Consider the following 14,829-nt stretch of genomic DNA (forward strand, 5'->3'; position numbering starts at 1 on the left):
AACACGTGAGTCAGCGCGTGATCGTCTCGTAACATTGCCGCATGTCTTCGACCGAGCTGCCGAATCTGCTGGCCGCCACCGCCGCGCCCAAGCCCGGTGCCGTCGCGGTCGCGGAGGGTGAGCGGCTCGGCTCGGTCGGCCTGCCGGGGCTCACCCTGACCGTGCGCTCACGGCCCCCGGTCCGCCCCGGGCTCCCGCCCGCCCTGTTCGTGCACGGGCTCGGCGGCTCCTCGCAGAACTGGTCGGCCCTGATGCCACTGGTCGAGGACGTCGTCGACTGCGAGGCCATCGACCTGCCGGGGTTCGGTGACTCCCCGCCGCCGGACGACGGGAACTACTCGATCACCGGGCACGCCCGCGCGGTCATCCGCTACCTCGACGCCCGCAACCGTGGCCCCGTCCACCTCGTCGGCAACTCGCTGGGCGGCGCCATCACCACGCGCGTCGCCGCGGTGCGGCCCGATCTCGTACGCACGCTGACGCTGGTCTCGCCCGCGCTGCCCGAGCTGCGCGTGCAGCGCACGGCGGTGCCGACCGGGCTGCTCGCGGTGCCCGGAGTCGCCGGGCTGTTCACGCGGCTCACCAGGGACTGGACCGCCGAGCAGCGGGTCCGCGGAGTCATGGGGCTCTGTTACGGCGATCCGGCCAAGGTCACGCCGGAAGGTTTCAGCGCGGCGGTCCGCGAGATGGAGCGCCGGCTTCAGCTCCCCTACTTCTGGGACGCGATGGCGCGCTCGGCGCGCGGGGTCGTGGACGCGTACACGCTGGGCGGGCAGCACGGGCTGTGGCGGCAGGCCGAGCGGGTGCTCGCGCCCACCCTGCTGGTGTACGGCGCGCGGGACCTCCTCGTCTCGTACCGCATGGCACGTAAGGCGGCCGCGGCGTTCCGTGACTCGCGGCTGCTCACGCTGACCGAGGTGGGGCACGTGGCGATGATGGAGGATCCGCGGAGCGTGGCCACCGCTTTCCGCGAACTGCTCCTGGATGCGGGGGAGTCGAGCGGGACGGGGGGTGCTCGGAGGGTTCGTTCCCCTGACGCCGAGGCAGGCCCCCGTGACGCCCGTACGGGTTCGGGGAGCTGAGGCGACGCGTGGGACGACACAGCCGCCGCGGCCCGGCAGCCACACCTGACAACAAGAGCACCACGGGTACTGCGCAGCCACAGGGCGCCGACGCCGGTGCCCGCCCGCAGTCCGGCGCGCAGCCCGGCCCGGGGACGGGTCGTCGCAGGCGGGCGCCCGGGGGTGACGGGGCGCCGCCCGCGCACGGCACGCCCGTGCATGAGGCGCCCCCGCAGTCGCCGCTTTCCCCCGCTGCTCCGGAAGTCCGCGGTGGGCATCCCGAGCAGCGGGAGCCCGGCGGCGGCTGGGGCGATGCCTCCGGTGGCGGCGCGGAGCCGGGTGCCGGAGCCGGGCAGAGCGGGTTGCCGCGGCCGTCGCGCGCCCGGCGGGGGCGGCAAGGGCCCCGCCAGGACTACGTGGAAGCCTTTCCCGAGGGTGCCCCTGAGGGGGCGGGGCCGGGCGCGCCACCGCCGCCCCACGACCCGTACGCCTCCGTCACCGAATGGACCGAGAGTCCCGCGCACCGGGCCGACGGTGGGGCCGATGACTTCTCCGCCGACGCCGGCGCCAGTGACGGCGCCAGTGACGGCGGCGGCAGTGACAGCGACGGTGGCGGCGGCGTCGGCTCCGCCGGTGCCAGGAAGGGCGGGCGGGTCCGCATCTTCACCGGCATCGCGGCCGCCGCCGTGACCGCCGTGCTCGCGATCGTCGTGGCGGGCCAGGTCGCCGACGGCGCCGACGACTCCGATGTCCGCCCCCAGGCCGCCCCCGGCGGTGGCGCGCGCGACACCGAGGACCCCGCCTCGCGCTCCGACGAACGGCCGCCGCCCAAGGAGCCCGTCAAGGGCCCGGAAGCGGCTCCGGTGACGTACGAGCAGAAGATGGGCAAGAAATACCCGCTGGACGCCGACCTCAAGGGCTCCGGTGATTTCGAGGTGGTTCCCGGATTCGACAAGGCGCCCGGAAAGGGACAGCTCTACCGCTATCGCGTCGATGTCGAGAAGGGGCTCGGTCTGGACGGCACACTCTTCGCGCAGGCCGTGCACAAAACCCTGAACGACGACCGGAGTTGGGCCCACGACGGAGGTCGCGCCTTCCAGCGGATCTCGTCGGGAAAACCCCATTTCGTCATCACGCTCGCGAGCCCCGGGACGACCGCGGAATGGTGCGCGAAATCCGGTCTCGACACGACCCAGGACAATGTCTCGTGCGATTCCGCGGCGACGGAACGCGTAATGATCAATGCCTTCCGATGGGCGCAGGGCGCCAAGACCTACGGCGACGCCGTCAAGAAGAAGTACGGCAGCGCCATTTTCCCGTACCGCCAGATGCTGATCAATCACGAGGTCGGGCACCGGCTCGGCTTCAACCACACGGACTGCACGGAGGACGGCGGCCTCGCGCCGGTCATGCAGCAGCAGACCAAGTTCCTGAATCACGACGGGATCAAGTGCAAGGCCAACCCCTGGGCGTACCCCGAGGGTTGAGCCGCGGCCGGTGAGCCCGGGACCGGCGTCCGGCGAGGGAGTCGCTTTGACATCCGCCGGAAGTTCGTTCATATTTCTGCGCATGTCGAACCGTCACGCCCCTTCGAGCGCCGCCATCGAGCTGGCGCTGCTCGGCGTGACCGCGCTCTGCGTGGCCGACATCCACTGTTGCTGACGCCCGCCCCGGCGAGTGCGTCGCTCTTTCCACGGCTCCGTTGTGCCGGCTCCGTCCCACAGCTCTGTGCCGTTTTCCTCCCCGCACCCTCCCCGGGGTCAGCTCTGCTCCATTTCCGCTGATCCGCCGCGTTTTCGCGGTGTTCCCCGAGAGGTTCTCCCCGATGCGTCAAGCGTCCGTCATAGCCCGCCGCGTGGCAGCGGCATCCGTCAGCCTGGTCCTGGCCTCGGGCGTCGCCGCCTGCGCGGGACCGAAGGGCGGCGGCGCCGGGAGCGACGGTGACGGCGAGCCGGCGAAGGGCGGCACGCTCACCGTCCTCAACCGCGACCCGCAGACCGACTTCGACCCCGCGCGGCTCTACACCTCCGGCGGCGGCAACGTGCCGAGCCTCGTCTTCCGCACGCTGACCACCCGCAACCGCGAGGACGGTGCCAAGGGCGCCGAGGTCGTGCCGGACCTCGCCACCGACCTGGGCAAGCCGAGCAAGAACGCCACGGTGTGGACGTACACCCTGAAGAAGGGGCTCAAGTACGAGGACGGTTCGCCGATCACCTCGGCGGACGTGAAGTACGGCATCGAGCGTTCCTTCGCCCCCGAACTCAGCGGAGGGGCGCCCTACCTGAGGGACTGGCTGATCGGCGGGGACACGTACCAGGGCCCCTACAAGGACAAGAGCGGCAAGGGACTCGAGTCGATCGAGACGCCGGACGAGCGCACCATCGTCTTCCGTCTGAACAAGCCCGAGGGCGAGTTCCCCTTCCTGGCCACCCAGACGCAGTTCGCCCCCGTCCCCAGGAGCAAGGACAAGGGCACGAAGTACGAGGAGCACCCGGTCTCGTCCGGGCCCTACAAGGTCGTCAGGAACGAGAACGACGGCGAGCGGCTGCGCCTGGAGCGCAACCCCCACTGGTCGGCGAAGACCGACCCGGAGCGGAAGGCCTACCCGGACGTCATCGACGTACGCTCCGGCCTCGACTCGTCCGTCGTCAACCAGCGGCTCTCCGCGAGCCGGGGCGCCGACGCCGCCGCCGTCACCACCGACACCAACCTCGGCCCCGCCGAGCTCGCCAAGGTCACCGGCGACAAGGAACTGGCCTCGCACGTCGGCACCGGCCACTTCGGATACACGAACTACCTCGCCTTCAACCCGAAGGTGAAGCCCTTCGACGATCCCAAGGTGCGGCAGGCCATCTCGTACGCCGTGGACCGCTCCTCGGTGGTCAACGCCGCGGGCGGCTCCTCGCTCGCCGAGCCCGCCACCACCTACCTGCCGAACCAGAAATCCTTCGGATACACGAAGTACGACCACTTCCCGGCGGGCCCGAACGGCAACCCCAAGAAAGCGAAGGAGCTGCTGAAGGAGGCCGGTCACGAGGACGGGCTGACCATCACGCTCACGCACTCCAACGCCAAGGACTTCGAGACGAGCCCCGAGATCGCGACCGCGATCCAGGACGCCCTGAAGAAGGCCGGCATCACCGTCAAGCTGGCGGGCCTGGAGGAGAACGACTACTCCGACAAGATCCACAGCGCCCAGGACGAGCCCGGCCTCTTCCTCTCCCACTGGGGCGCCGACTGGCCCTCCGGCGGCCCCTTCCTCGCCCCGATCTTCGACGGGCGGCAGATCGTGAAGGACGGCGCCAACTTCAACACCGGCTTCCTGGACGACCGTTCCGTCAATGACGAGATCGACGAGATCAACAAGCTGACGGACCTTGACGCCGCCGCGAAGCGCTGGGGCGCACTCGACAAGAAGATCGGCGAGAAGGCGCTGACCGTGCCGCTCTTCCACCCGGTCTACAAGCGGCTGTACGGCAAGGACGTCCGGAACGTCGTCATCAGCGACTGGACCGGCGTCCTCGACGTCTCCCAGGTCGCGGTGAAGTCGTCGTGACGCCTTTCTGGCGGCGGCTGCGCCGGCAGCCCGCCGTCCTCGTCGCGGCGGGCGTCGTCGCGCTGCTCGCCCTCGTGGCGCTCGCCGCGCCGCTGCTCACGGCCCTGGAGGGACAGGACCCCACCACGTACCACCCCGAACTGATCGACTCGGCGCGCGGTGGCGTGCCGGTCGGGCCGTTCGGCGGGATCAGCGGCGAGCACTGGCTCGGCGTCGAACCGCAGACGGGGCGCGACCTGTTCGCGCGCCTCGTGTACGGGGCGCGGGTCTCGCTCGGCGTCGCGCTCGCGGCGACCGTCGTCCAGGTGTTCATCGGGGTGGCCGTCGGCATCGCGGCCGGGTTCGGCAACCGCTGGCTGGACCAGGTGCTCAGCCGCGCCACCGACGCCATCGTGGCCCTGCCGCTGATGGTCCTGGCGCTCGCGCTGATGGCGGTCGTGCCGAGCGGGTTCCCGCGGCCGGTGCTCGTGGCCCTGGTCATCGGGCTCGTCGCCTGGGGCTACCTGGCCAAGATCGTCCGCGCGCAGACGGTCACGCTCAAGGAACTCGACCACGTCGCCGCGGCGCGCCTCAGCGGCTGGGGTTCCGTGCGGATCGCCCGGCGCGAGCTACTGCCCGCGCTCGCCGCGCCCGTCATCACGTACGCCGCGCTGCTGTTCCCCGCGAACATCACGGTCGAGGCCGCGCTCTCCTTCCTCGGCGTCGGCGTGAAGCCGCCGACCGCCTCGTGGGGGCAGATGCTCACCTCCGCGGACGTCTGGTACCAGGCGGCGCCGCAGTACCTGCTCTACCCGGCGGGCGCGCTGTTCGTGACCGTGCTCGCGCTCACCGTCCTCGGCGACGGGGTGCGCACGGCGCTCGACCCGCGGGCCGCCTCCCGGCTGCGGATCGGGACCGGGAGCGGGCACGGGCGGGAGGCCCACTCATGACGGCGTTCACGCGGCTTGCCGGCTTCCTGCTGCGGCGCCTCACCGGCGCCCTCGTCACTCTCCTCGCCCTCTCCGTGATCATCTACGGGGTGTTCTACGCCGCCCCCGGCGACGTCGCCCAGATCACCTGCGGCCCACGCTGCTCACCCGCCCAGGTCCAGCAGGTCGCCGAGCAGCTGCGCCTCGACGACCCGCTGTACGTACGCTACTGGGAGTTCCTCCAGGGCCTCTTCGTCGGCCATGACTACTCGACCGGCACGGGCACCGAGCACTGCGGCGTGCCGTGCCTCGGCATCTCGTACCAGAGCGACCAGCAGGTCACCGCGCTGATCGTGACGAAGCTGCCGGTCACGGCGTCGCTGGCGCTCGGCGCGATGGTGATGTGGCTGGTCCTCGGCGTGGGCACCGGCGTGCTCTCCGCCTGGCGGCGCGGCCGGGTCAGCGAGCGCGTCCTGACCGCCCTCACCCTCGCGGGCACCGCCACGCCGGTCTTCGTGATCGGCCTGCTGCTGATGATCCTCGTCTGCGGCCGGCTCCAGTGGCTGCCGTTCCCGCAGTACGTGGCCCTCGGCGACGACCCGACGCAGTGGGCGTGGAATCTGCTGCTGCCCTGGCTGTCGCTCGCGCTGATCGAGGCCGCCAAGTACGCGCGGCTGACCCGCTCCTCGATGCTGGAGACCCTCGCCGACGACCACGTGCGGACCTTTCGCGCGTACGGCGTGGGGGAGCGGTCGATCATCGGCAGGCACGCGCTGCGGGGCGCCGTGGCGCCGGTCATCGCGCTGACCGCCAACGACGTCGGATCGATGTTCGGCGGTGCCGTGCTCACCGAGACGCTGTTCGGCCTCCCCGGGATCGGGCGTGAACTCGTGCACGCGGTCAAGGCCGTCGACCTGCCGGTGGTGGTCGGGATGGTCCTGGTCACCGGCTTCTTCGTGGTGTTCGCCAACGCCGTCGCGGACGTGCTGTACGCGGTGGCCGACCGGAGGGTGGTGCTGTCGTGAGTCTCGTCGAAGTGCGTGATCTGAGCGTGGAGTTCGCCTCCGGGGTACATGCGGTCGACGGGCTCTCCTTCGCCCTGGAGGCGGGCGGCGCCCTCGCTCTCGTCGGCGAGTCGGGGTCCGGCAAGTCGACCGTGGCGTCGGCGCTCCTCGGGCTCCACCGGGGCACGGGGGCGCGCGTCACCGGTGCCGTGCGGGTCGACGGCATCGACGTACAAGAGGCGTCCGAGGCCGAGCTGCGGCGGCTGCGCGGCGGGAAGGCCGCGATGGTCTTCCAGGACCCGCTCTCCTCCCTCGATCCGTACTACGCCGTGGGCGACCAGATCGCCGAGGTGTACCGCGTGCACACCGGGGCGTCCCGGCGTGCGGCACGCGCGCGTGCCGTGGACGTGCTCGGCCGGGTCGGCATTCCCGACGCCGCACGCCGCTCGCGCTCGCGCCCGCACGAGTTCAGCGGCGGCATGCGTCAGCGCACGCTCATCGCCATGGCCCTGGCGTGCGAACCCGCGCTCCTGATCGCCGACGAGCCGACCACCGCGCTCGACGTCACCGTCCAGGCCCAGATCCTCGACCTGCTGCACACGCTGCGGGACGAGACCGGCATGGGGCTGCTCCTGGTCACCCATGACGTGGGCGTCGCGGCGGAGAGCGCCGACGAGGTCCTGGTCATGCGGGGCGGGCGCGCGGTGGAGCGGGGCGCGGTGCGGGACGTCCTCGCGGCGCCGAGGGAGGCGTACACGCGCGAGCTCCTGGGCGCCGTGCCGAGGGTCGACGCGCCGCTTCTGACGCCATCCAGGGATGTGGGCGGGGGCGAGGATGAGTTCGTGCTCGAAGCCGTCGGGCTGCGACGGGAGTTCGGGCGCGGGAAGCGCGCCGTCACCGCCGTCGACGACGTCTCGCTGGGCGTCCGGCCCGGGGAGACCCTCGGCGTCGTGGGCGAGAGCGGCAGCGGCAAGACCACACTGGGGCGCATGCTCGTGGGCCTGCTGGAGCCGAGCGCGGGACGGTTGCTGCACGAGGGCGCCGAGCGGCCCGGCGGCCGGGTGGACCCCAAGGTGCAGATGGTCTTCCAGGACCCCGTCTCCTCCCTCAACCCGCGGCGCTCCATCGGCGAGTCCATCGCCGACCCGCTGCGCGCGCGGGGCGAGAGCGACACCTTCGTACGGGGGCGTGCGCGCGAGCTCCTGGAGCGCGTGGGGCTCGAACCGGCGCACTACGGCCGCTATCCGCACGAGTTCAGCGGCGGACAGCGGCAGCGCGTCGGTATCGCCCGCGCCCTGGCCGCCGAGCCGCGGATCATCGTGTGCGACGAACCCGTGTCCGCGCTCGACGTGACGACACAGGCCCAAGTGGTCGCCCTCCTTGCCGAGTTGCAGCGGGAGCTGGGCCTCGCGCTCGTCTTCATCGCGCACGATCTGGCGGTCGTACGCCAAGTCAGCGACCGGGTCGCGGTGATGAGACGGGGGCGGATCGTCGAGTACGGAAGCGTGGGCGAGGTCTACGGCTCGCCGCGGGACCCGTACACGCGGCAACTGCTGGCGGCGGTGCCGTCGCTCGATCCGGAGGCGGCCGCGCGGCGGCGGACGGCGCGCGGGGAGCTGGCCGCGGTCTGACGCCCCGTGGCTGACTCTCCGTGGCCTGACTCTCCGTAGCGGAAGAGGGTGCTCGGGACGCCGTAGCGCAACGGAACGCCACTGGCACGGGAAAGTTACGACCGTTCACCCCTTTTGGTGGCGCGATGGACAACCGTCCGTCGCGCCACCGGCATGACCGCATACGTTCGTCCCGCTGCGAGCCGCCGACCCAACGGCGGCTCCCCAAACGGGAGATCGGGGGTGCACTCGTGCGCGTTGCACTGCTTACGGAGGGTGGCTATCCGTATGTGAGTGGTGAGGGCCGACTCTGGTGCGACCGGCTCGTGCGCGGGCTCGAGCAGCATGAGTTCGACGTCTACGCGCTCAGCCGTGACGAGCGGCAGGAGGCCCTCGGGCAGCTCGAACTCCCGCCCCATGTCGCGCGGGTGCGCACGGCTCCCCTGTGGAATGCGGGCACCGCAGAAGACTCAGGGCGTTGGCGTTGGCGCGGGCGCAAGGCTCGGCGGCGGTTCGCGGAGTGTTTCGCGGAGTTGGCCGATGTGGTCTGCCGGCGGGGCTCCGCCGGGGCCGGTGGCGCGCCTGGATGCGGCGCGGTGGGACTCCCGGAGAGTGCGGACGCCGCCCCGGAGGACCACTCCGAGGTGGTGGCGGACCGTTTCGCCAACGCGCTGTACGGGCTCGCCGAACTCGCCCGCGACGAGGGCCGCCTGGTCGGCGCGCTGCGCTCCGAGGTCGCCGCACGCACCCTGGAGAGCGCCTGCCGCGCGCCTGGCGCGCTGCGGGCCGCCCGCGGTGCGCGAGTCTCCGACCTGCTCGTCGCCGCGGGCCTGATGGAGCGGGCGCTGCGCCCGCTCTCCCTCGACTGGTACGACGACGACGGGCTCGGCGCGGCCGACCTGTGCCACGCCACCTCCGGCGGGCCCGCGGCGCTGTCCGGGCTGCTCGCCAAGCACTTCGCGGGAGTACCGCTCCTCCTGACCGAGTACGGCGTGCACCTGCGCGCGCACCACCTCGCCGCGGGCGACATGGGGCTGAGCGCGCCGGCGCGGGCGCTGCTCGCCTCCTTCCACGGCCTCCTCGCCGCCGAGGTGTACCACCAGGCCGCGCTGATCACCCCCGGCAACGCCCACGCCCGCCGCTGGCAGGAGCGCTGCGGCGCCGAGCGGGGCAAGCTGCGCACGGTCCATCCCGGCATGGATGCCGGGCGTTTCGCGGAGATCGGCGAGAGGGGCTACGGAGACTCCGTCGGCTCCGCTTCCGCCTCTTCCGCCTCTTCCGCCTCTTCCTCCGCTTCCGCCCACTCCGCCGCCGGGCCGGACACGCTGCTGTGGGTGGGTCGCGTCGAGCCCGCCAAGGACCTGATCTCACTGCTCCACGCCTTCGCCGAGGTGCGCAAGGAACAGCCGAGGGCACGCCTGCTGATCGTCGGGACCTCGGCGGAAGGGCGCGGGGCCGAGGACTACTTCGCCCAGTGCCGGGCGCTCGCCGCGCAGCTCTTTCCGGACGAGGCGGCGGGGGCGCACTCCGTCGGCGACAACCCCGTCTCCTTCGAGGAGGTCGGCGGACCCGAGGTGCCCGAGCTCGCCGACGCGTACGCCGTGGGCGCGGTGGTGGTGCTCTCCAGTGTCATCGAGGGCTTTCCGATCAGCCTGGTCGAGGCCATGTTCTGCGGGCGGGCGACCGTCTCGACGGACGTCGGCGCGGTGGTGGAGGTCATCGGCGGCACGGGACTCGTCGTACCGCCGCGCAATCCGCGGGCGCTCGCGGAGGCGTGCGTGGCGCTGCTGCGCGACCCCGAGCGGCGCGCACGCCTGGGCGCGGCGGCGCGGGCGCGAGCCCTCGAACTCTTCACCGTCGAGCAGAACGTCGCGGCATTTCGCGGCATTTACCTGGAGATCGTCTCGCACTGTCCGGTGCGGCGCGACGCGCTGGACGAGGCGGGCGGGCCGGTGCCGTTCGCGAACCCGGCTGAGGCGTCCGTGCCGGGGCGGTGGGCGGCGGGTCCGACGTCGTCCGGCGCGGAGAGCGCGGGGGTGCCCAGCTGGGCCGCCCAGGAGGCGGACGTGCGGGTGCAGTTGAAGGGGGTCGGCGTATGACGCGGCAGGAGGGCGGTGCGGCGGCTTCTGAGGCCGCGGGTGTGGTGGAGGTGCCGGGGGCCTCGGGCCTGCCGGACGCCGGGGGGATCCTCACGGCTCCGCGAAGTGGCGCCGCCGACCCGGTGAAGGCCCTGATGCACCAGCACCGTGCGCTGTGTGAGCGGGCCGTTGATCCATTGGAGATCGCGGCGGGACTTGAGGCGCATGGCGTGACCGATCGGGCCGCCGTGCGCTATCGGCACCGGGACGTGTTCGCCCTCGCCGAGGAGATGTACGCGCGCGTGCCGCGCGGCGACGACGACAGCGGTGGGTGGCTGCGGCCCGGCACCGCGGCACGGATCAGGGGCGTGCCCCGCCCGGGAGTTGACGTACGCGCCGGATGGGCCCTGTTCGCGCTGCTGCCCGGCGCCGTGTGCGCGGCGGCCGTGGCCGGGCTCGGCGCGACCACCGGGGCGCGCGGCTCGCGGTCGTGCTCGGCGGAGCGCTCGCCGTGGCCCTGGCGCTGCGGACCGCCCTGCGGAACGGGCCGCTGCGTACCGTCGCCCCCCTGACGCCCGCCATGCGCGCGTGGGTGTGCTGGCTCCTCACGTACGCACTGCTCGGCGACGCACTGCTGACGGGCGCCGTCTCGGGCGGACCCGACGAGGCGGGCGAGCTCTGGCAACCCGCCACCGTCACGCTCCTCGGCCTCGCCCTTGCCGTCGCGCCCGCGGCCTGGTGCGCCCGCCTCTTCGCCGTACGGGCAGGTCGGCGACTGCGGGCCAGCCGGAGGCTCGACGAATTCACCGCCTCGGCAAGGCCCTTGCTGCTCGGCGTCGTCGCGCTGTTCCTCGCCGCGCTCGGGGCCTTGCTCGCGGCGACGGACGCGGTGCTCGGCGCGGCTCCTGGCGACCCTTCGGCCCTCGCCGGGGCCGGGGCGCTCGGCGCGCTGCTGCTGCTCGCCCGGCTGCTCGGCGTCCACGGTTTCACGCGCGCGCCCGCCCTGCTGCTCGGTGCCGCGGGTGCCTGCGAAATGGCTTCCCTGGCCCTGGTGTTCGCGGGACGCCTGCCGGGCTGCGACGCGGCGGCGGCACCCGTGACGGCGGCGGTCGACACCTGGGGCCCGGGCGCCGTCCCCACCGCGGCGTGCGGGACAGCCGCCCTAGCCCTCCTGATCCACGCGACCAGAACCCTGCCACTGGCCTCGGCCCACGCGGGCGGTGACTTGGGTTATGTCGGCGGGGCCTCGTGCGGGGCCGGAGGTGCCTTGGCCCGGGGCGGCGGTGACTCGCTCCACCTCAGTAGCGCCCCACCCCAAGCCGGCGCCCTGCTCCAGCCTGACGGCACCCCGGCCCCCGCGGGCAGCACCCCGCCCCACGCCGGGCGCACCCCACCCCCCTCGGAAAGCGCCCCCCACGCCAAGGCCCCGCCGCACCCCCACCCCGGTCCCGGCGACAGGCCATGATCCGATCGCCACAGGCCCGCCAGACCACTCTCCCGCGGGGCCGACACCGCGGGCCAGATCCCGTGACCCACGGCGATATCTCGAAGGAGAACACCAGATGACCACCCGCAGCCGTCTCCGCCCCCGAGCGGCCACTCCAGGAGGCGCCCGATGAGGGTGCTGCTGATCGGAGCCAATGGATACCTCGGCCGGTTCGTAGCAGACCGGCTGCTCGCCGACCCCGCGGTGCAGCTCACCGCGCTCGGCCGCGGCGACGACTCGGACGTACGGTTCGACCTCGCCAGCGGCAGTCCCGGCGCGCTCACCCGCTTCCTGAACGCCGTGCACCCGGGCGTCGTCATCAACTGCGCCGGTGCCACCCGGGGCGGCGCCCGCGAGCTGACCCGGCACAACACCGTCGCCGTCGCCACCGTCTGCGAGGCCCTGCGCCGCAGCGGGTGCGGGGCGCGGCTCGTCCAGCTCGGCTGCGGCGCCGAGTACGGGCCGAGCCAGCCCGGCTCCTCCACCGCGGAGGACGCCGTGCCGCGCCCCGGCGGCCCCTACGGCGTCAGCAAACTGGCCGCCACGGAACTGGTGCTCGGCTCCGGGCTCGACGCCGTCGTCCTGCGGGTGTTCTCGCCCGCCGGGCCCGGCACCCCCGCCGGCTCACCGCTCGGCCGCCTCGCGGAGGCCATGCGGCGCGCGATGCAGGCGGGGGACGGTGAGCTCAAACTCGGCGGACTCGGCGTGCAGCGGGACTTCATCGACGTACGCGACGTCGCGCGGGCCGTCCACGCCGCCTCGCTCTCCGCCGCCCAGGGCGTCGTCAACATCGGCTCGGGCCGTGCCGTACGCCTGCGGGACGCGGCCGCCGTGCTCGCCCGCGTCGCCGGGTACGGCGGCGCCCTGCACGAACTCGACCAGGTGCCCATGCGGGCGGCCCTCGGCCATCCCCGCGCCGATTCGGAACACGGCATGCCGGCCGCGTACCCCTACCCCGACGGCTGCGGCAGCTGGCAGCAGGCCGATGTGCGCACCGCACGCGACCGGCTCGGCTGGCGGCCCCGCATCAACCTCGAGGAGTCGCTCGCCGACATCTGGATGGAGGCCGCATGCCGCATCTGACCAGGTCCACACGGGGCGCCGCCAGCACGGACGTACGCATCGGCTTCGGTATCCCGGGCTTCGCCCACCCCCTCGTCGCCCCCGTCGAATGGGCCGAACTGACCCGACCCGGCACCCCTTTGAAGTGGGTTGTCCTGAATGTCGCGAACGGTCCGGGCGAGCGGCCCGACCCGCACTGCCTGGAGGCGGCGGGCCGCCTGCGGAACGCGGGCATCCGCGTCCTCGGCCACCTCGACACGATGTACGGCGCCCGGCCCTTCGGAGAGCTGATCTCCGACGCGCACCGCTACCTCGACTGGTACCTCGTCGACGGTTTCTCCCTGGACCGCTGCCCGGCCGGGCGGACGGCGCTCCCGGAGGTGCGCAGGACCGTCACCACCCTGCGCGCCCTCGTCGACGACGCGCACATCGTGCTCGGCCACGGGACGCACCCGCATCCCGGATACGCGGAAACGGGCGACCAGTTGGTGACCTTCGCGGGCCCGTGGAGCGATTACCGCTGGTCGCAGGTGGCCGAGTGGACCGCCGACCACCCGCCCGAGCGCTTCTGCCACTTCGTGCACGGCATGCCGCGCGGACATCTGGACGAGGCGCTGCGCATCGCCCGCTGGCAGGGAGCCTCGACGATCTACTTCACCGACCACGTCGACGGGGGCGGCGCTGGCGGCCCCTGGGAGGCCATGCCCGGCTACTGGGACGACATCGTCTCGCGGGTCGGAACAGGTGTCTCGGAATGAAGAAGGGCGTGGCAGTGTTACGCGGAGAACAACCGTACGTAGGAACCGACCAACGGAGTCCCCGTGTCGCTGCCACCCCTGGTCGAGCCCGCATCTGAGCTCACCGTCGACGAGGTCCGCCGGTACTCCCGCCACCTGATCATCCCGGATGTCGGGATGGACGGGCAGAAGCGGCTGAAGAACGCCAAGGTGCTCTGTGTGGGCGCCGGAGGCCTCGGGTCCCCGGCGCTGATGTACCTCGCCGCGGCCGGTGTCGGCACGCTCGGCATCGTCGAGTTCGACGAGGTCGACGAGTCCAACCTCCAGCGGCAGATCATCCACAGCCAGGCGGACATCGGCCGCTCCAAGGCGGAGTCCGCGAAGGACTCGGTCCTCGGCATCAACCCGTACGTGAACGTGATCCTCCACGAAGAGCGGCTCGAGGCCGACAACGTGATGGACATCTTCAGCCAGTACGACCTGATCGTCGACGGCACGGACAACTTCGCGACGCGCTACCTGGTCAACGACGCGTGCGTGCTCCTGAACAAGCCGTACGTCTGGGGTTCGATCTACCGCTTCGACGGCCAGGCCTCCGTCTTCTGGTCCGAGCACGGCCCCTGCTACCGCTGCCTCTACCCGGAGCCCCCGCCGCCCGGCATGGTCCCCTCCTGCGCCGAGGGCGGCGTCCTCGGCGTGCTGTGCGCGTCCATCGGCTCCATCCAGGTCACCGAGGCGATCAAGGTCCTCACGGGCACGGGCGAGCCGCTGGTCGGCCGCCTGATGATCTACGACGCCCTGGAGATGCAGTACCGCCAGGTCAAGGTCCGCAAGGACCCCGACTGCGCGGTCTGCGGCGAGAACCCCACCGTCACCGAGCTCATCGACTACGAGGCCTTCTGCGGCGTCGTGTCCGAGGAGGCCCAGGAGGCGGCGGCCGGTTCGACGATCACTCCCAAGCAGCTCAAGGAGTGGATTGACGACGGCGAGAACATCGAGATCATCGACGTCCGCGAGATCAACGAGTACGAGATCGTCTCGATCCCCGGCGCCAAGCTGATCCCGAAGAACGAGTTCCTCATGGGCACCGCCCTGGAGAGCCTCCCGCAGGACAAGAAGATCGTCTTGCACTGCAAGACGGGTGTCCGCAGTGCGGAAGTCCTCGCCGTCCTGAAGTCCGCGGGCTTCTCCGACGCGGTCCACGTCGGCGGCGGCGTGATCGGCTGGGTCCACCAGATCGAGCCCGAGAAGCCGGTCTACTAGGCGTAGCGCCTGAGCAGTGGCCCCGCAGCGATGCTGCGGGGCCACTGCCATGTGCGGGTCAGGC

The 14,829-nt window shown here is 72.4% G+C and carries 11 protein-coding genes and 1 pseudogene; all 12 read left to right on the plus strand.

The genetic code is table 11. The features are described from left to right. Nucleotides 1–41: 41 nt before the first annotated feature. The 12 genes and pseudogenes from KKZ08_RS25295 to moeZ all read left to right on the plus strand — a co-directional run bounded on the left by KKZ08_RS25295 (nt 42) and on the right by moeZ (nt 14,765). Complete coding sequence (locus KKZ08_RS25295) at nt 42–1,082, plus strand: alpha/beta hydrolase (protein WP_223776624.1); 1,041 nt, start codon at nt 42–44, stop codon at nt 1,080–1,082. Between the two features lie 8 nt (nt 1,083–1,090). Continuing rightward, the gene (locus KKZ08_RS25300) at nt 1,091–2,548 is read left to right on the plus strand and encodes a DUF3152 domain-containing protein (RefSeq protein WP_223776625.1); all 1,458 of its coding nucleotides are present in this window, start codon (nt 1,091–1,093) and stop codon (nt 2,546–2,548) included. Nucleotides 2,549–2,630: 82 nt separating this feature from the next. Next, nucleotides 2,631–2,723 carry an Ms4533A family Cys-rich leader peptide gene (locus tag KKZ08_RS39015; RefSeq protein WP_317850838.1) on the plus strand — a complete coding sequence of 31 codons (93 nt, stop codon included), beginning with the start codon at nt 2,631–2,633 and terminating at the stop codon, nt 2,721–2,723. Between the two features lie 163 nt (nt 2,724–2,886). Then, nucleotides 2,887–4,617, plus strand: coding sequence for an ABC transporter substrate-binding protein (locus KKZ08_RS25305; RefSeq protein ID WP_223776626.1), 1,731 nt, complete (start codon nt 2,887–2,889; stop codon nt 4,615–4,617). Then, nucleotides 4,614–5,546, plus strand: a complete 933-nt coding sequence (locus KKZ08_RS25310) for an ABC transporter permease (RefSeq protein WP_223776627.1) — start codon at nt 4,614–4,616, stop codon at nt 5,544–5,546. Before KKZ08_RS25305 ends, KKZ08_RS25310 begins: the two co-directional genes overlap by 4 nt. Further along, complete coding sequence (locus tag KKZ08_RS25315; RefSeq protein ID WP_223776628.1) at nt 5,543–6,550, plus strand: ABC transporter permease; 1,008 nt, start codon at nt 5,543–5,545, stop codon at nt 6,548–6,550. Before KKZ08_RS25310 ends, KKZ08_RS25315 begins: the two co-directional genes overlap by 4 nt. Further along, a complete protein-coding gene (locus tag KKZ08_RS25320; RefSeq protein WP_223776629.1) occupies nt 6,547–8,160 on the plus strand; it encodes an ABC transporter ATP-binding protein in 1,614 nt (537 codons plus the stop codon). The genes KKZ08_RS25315 and KKZ08_RS25320 overlap by 4 nt, the downstream gene beginning before the upstream one ends. A 230-nt stretch (nt 8,161–8,390) precedes the next feature. Further along, on the plus strand, nt 8,391–10,238 hold the full coding sequence (locus tag KKZ08_RS25325; RefSeq protein WP_223776630.1) for a DUF3492 domain-containing protein: 1,848 nt from the start codon (nt 8,391–8,393) through the stop codon (nt 10,236–10,238). After that, nucleotides 10,235–11,433: pseudogene (locus tag KKZ08_RS25330) on the plus strand (hypothetical protein); the annotation flags it as partial. The gene KKZ08_RS25325 and the pseudogene KKZ08_RS25330, both read left to right, overlap by 4 nt. A 399-nt stretch (nt 11,434–11,832) precedes the next feature. After that, entirely contained in the window at nt 11,833–12,786 is a 954-nt protein-coding gene (locus KKZ08_RS25335) for an NAD-dependent epimerase/dehydratase family protein (RefSeq protein WP_223776631.1), read from the plus strand. Next, nucleotides 12,774–13,523 carry a spherulation-specific family 4 protein gene (locus tag KKZ08_RS25340; RefSeq protein WP_223776632.1) on the plus strand — a complete coding sequence of 250 codons (750 nt, stop codon included), beginning with the start codon at nt 12,774–12,776 and terminating at the stop codon, nt 13,521–13,523. The genes KKZ08_RS25335 and KKZ08_RS25340 overlap by 13 nt, the downstream gene beginning before the upstream one ends. Before the next feature lie 63 nt (nt 13,524–13,586). Continuing rightward, a complete protein-coding gene (gene moeZ / locus KKZ08_RS25345) occupies nt 13,587–14,765 on the plus strand; it encodes an adenylyltransferase/sulfurtransferase MoeZ (RefSeq protein ID WP_127912672.1) in 1,179 nt (392 codons plus the stop codon). The last annotated feature ends 64 nt before the right edge of the window (nt 14,766–14,829 follow it).

This window comes from Streptomyces sp. 135 (assembly GCF_020026305.1).
Lineage (GTDB): Bacteria > Actinomycetota > Actinomycetes > Streptomycetales > Streptomycetaceae > Streptomyces.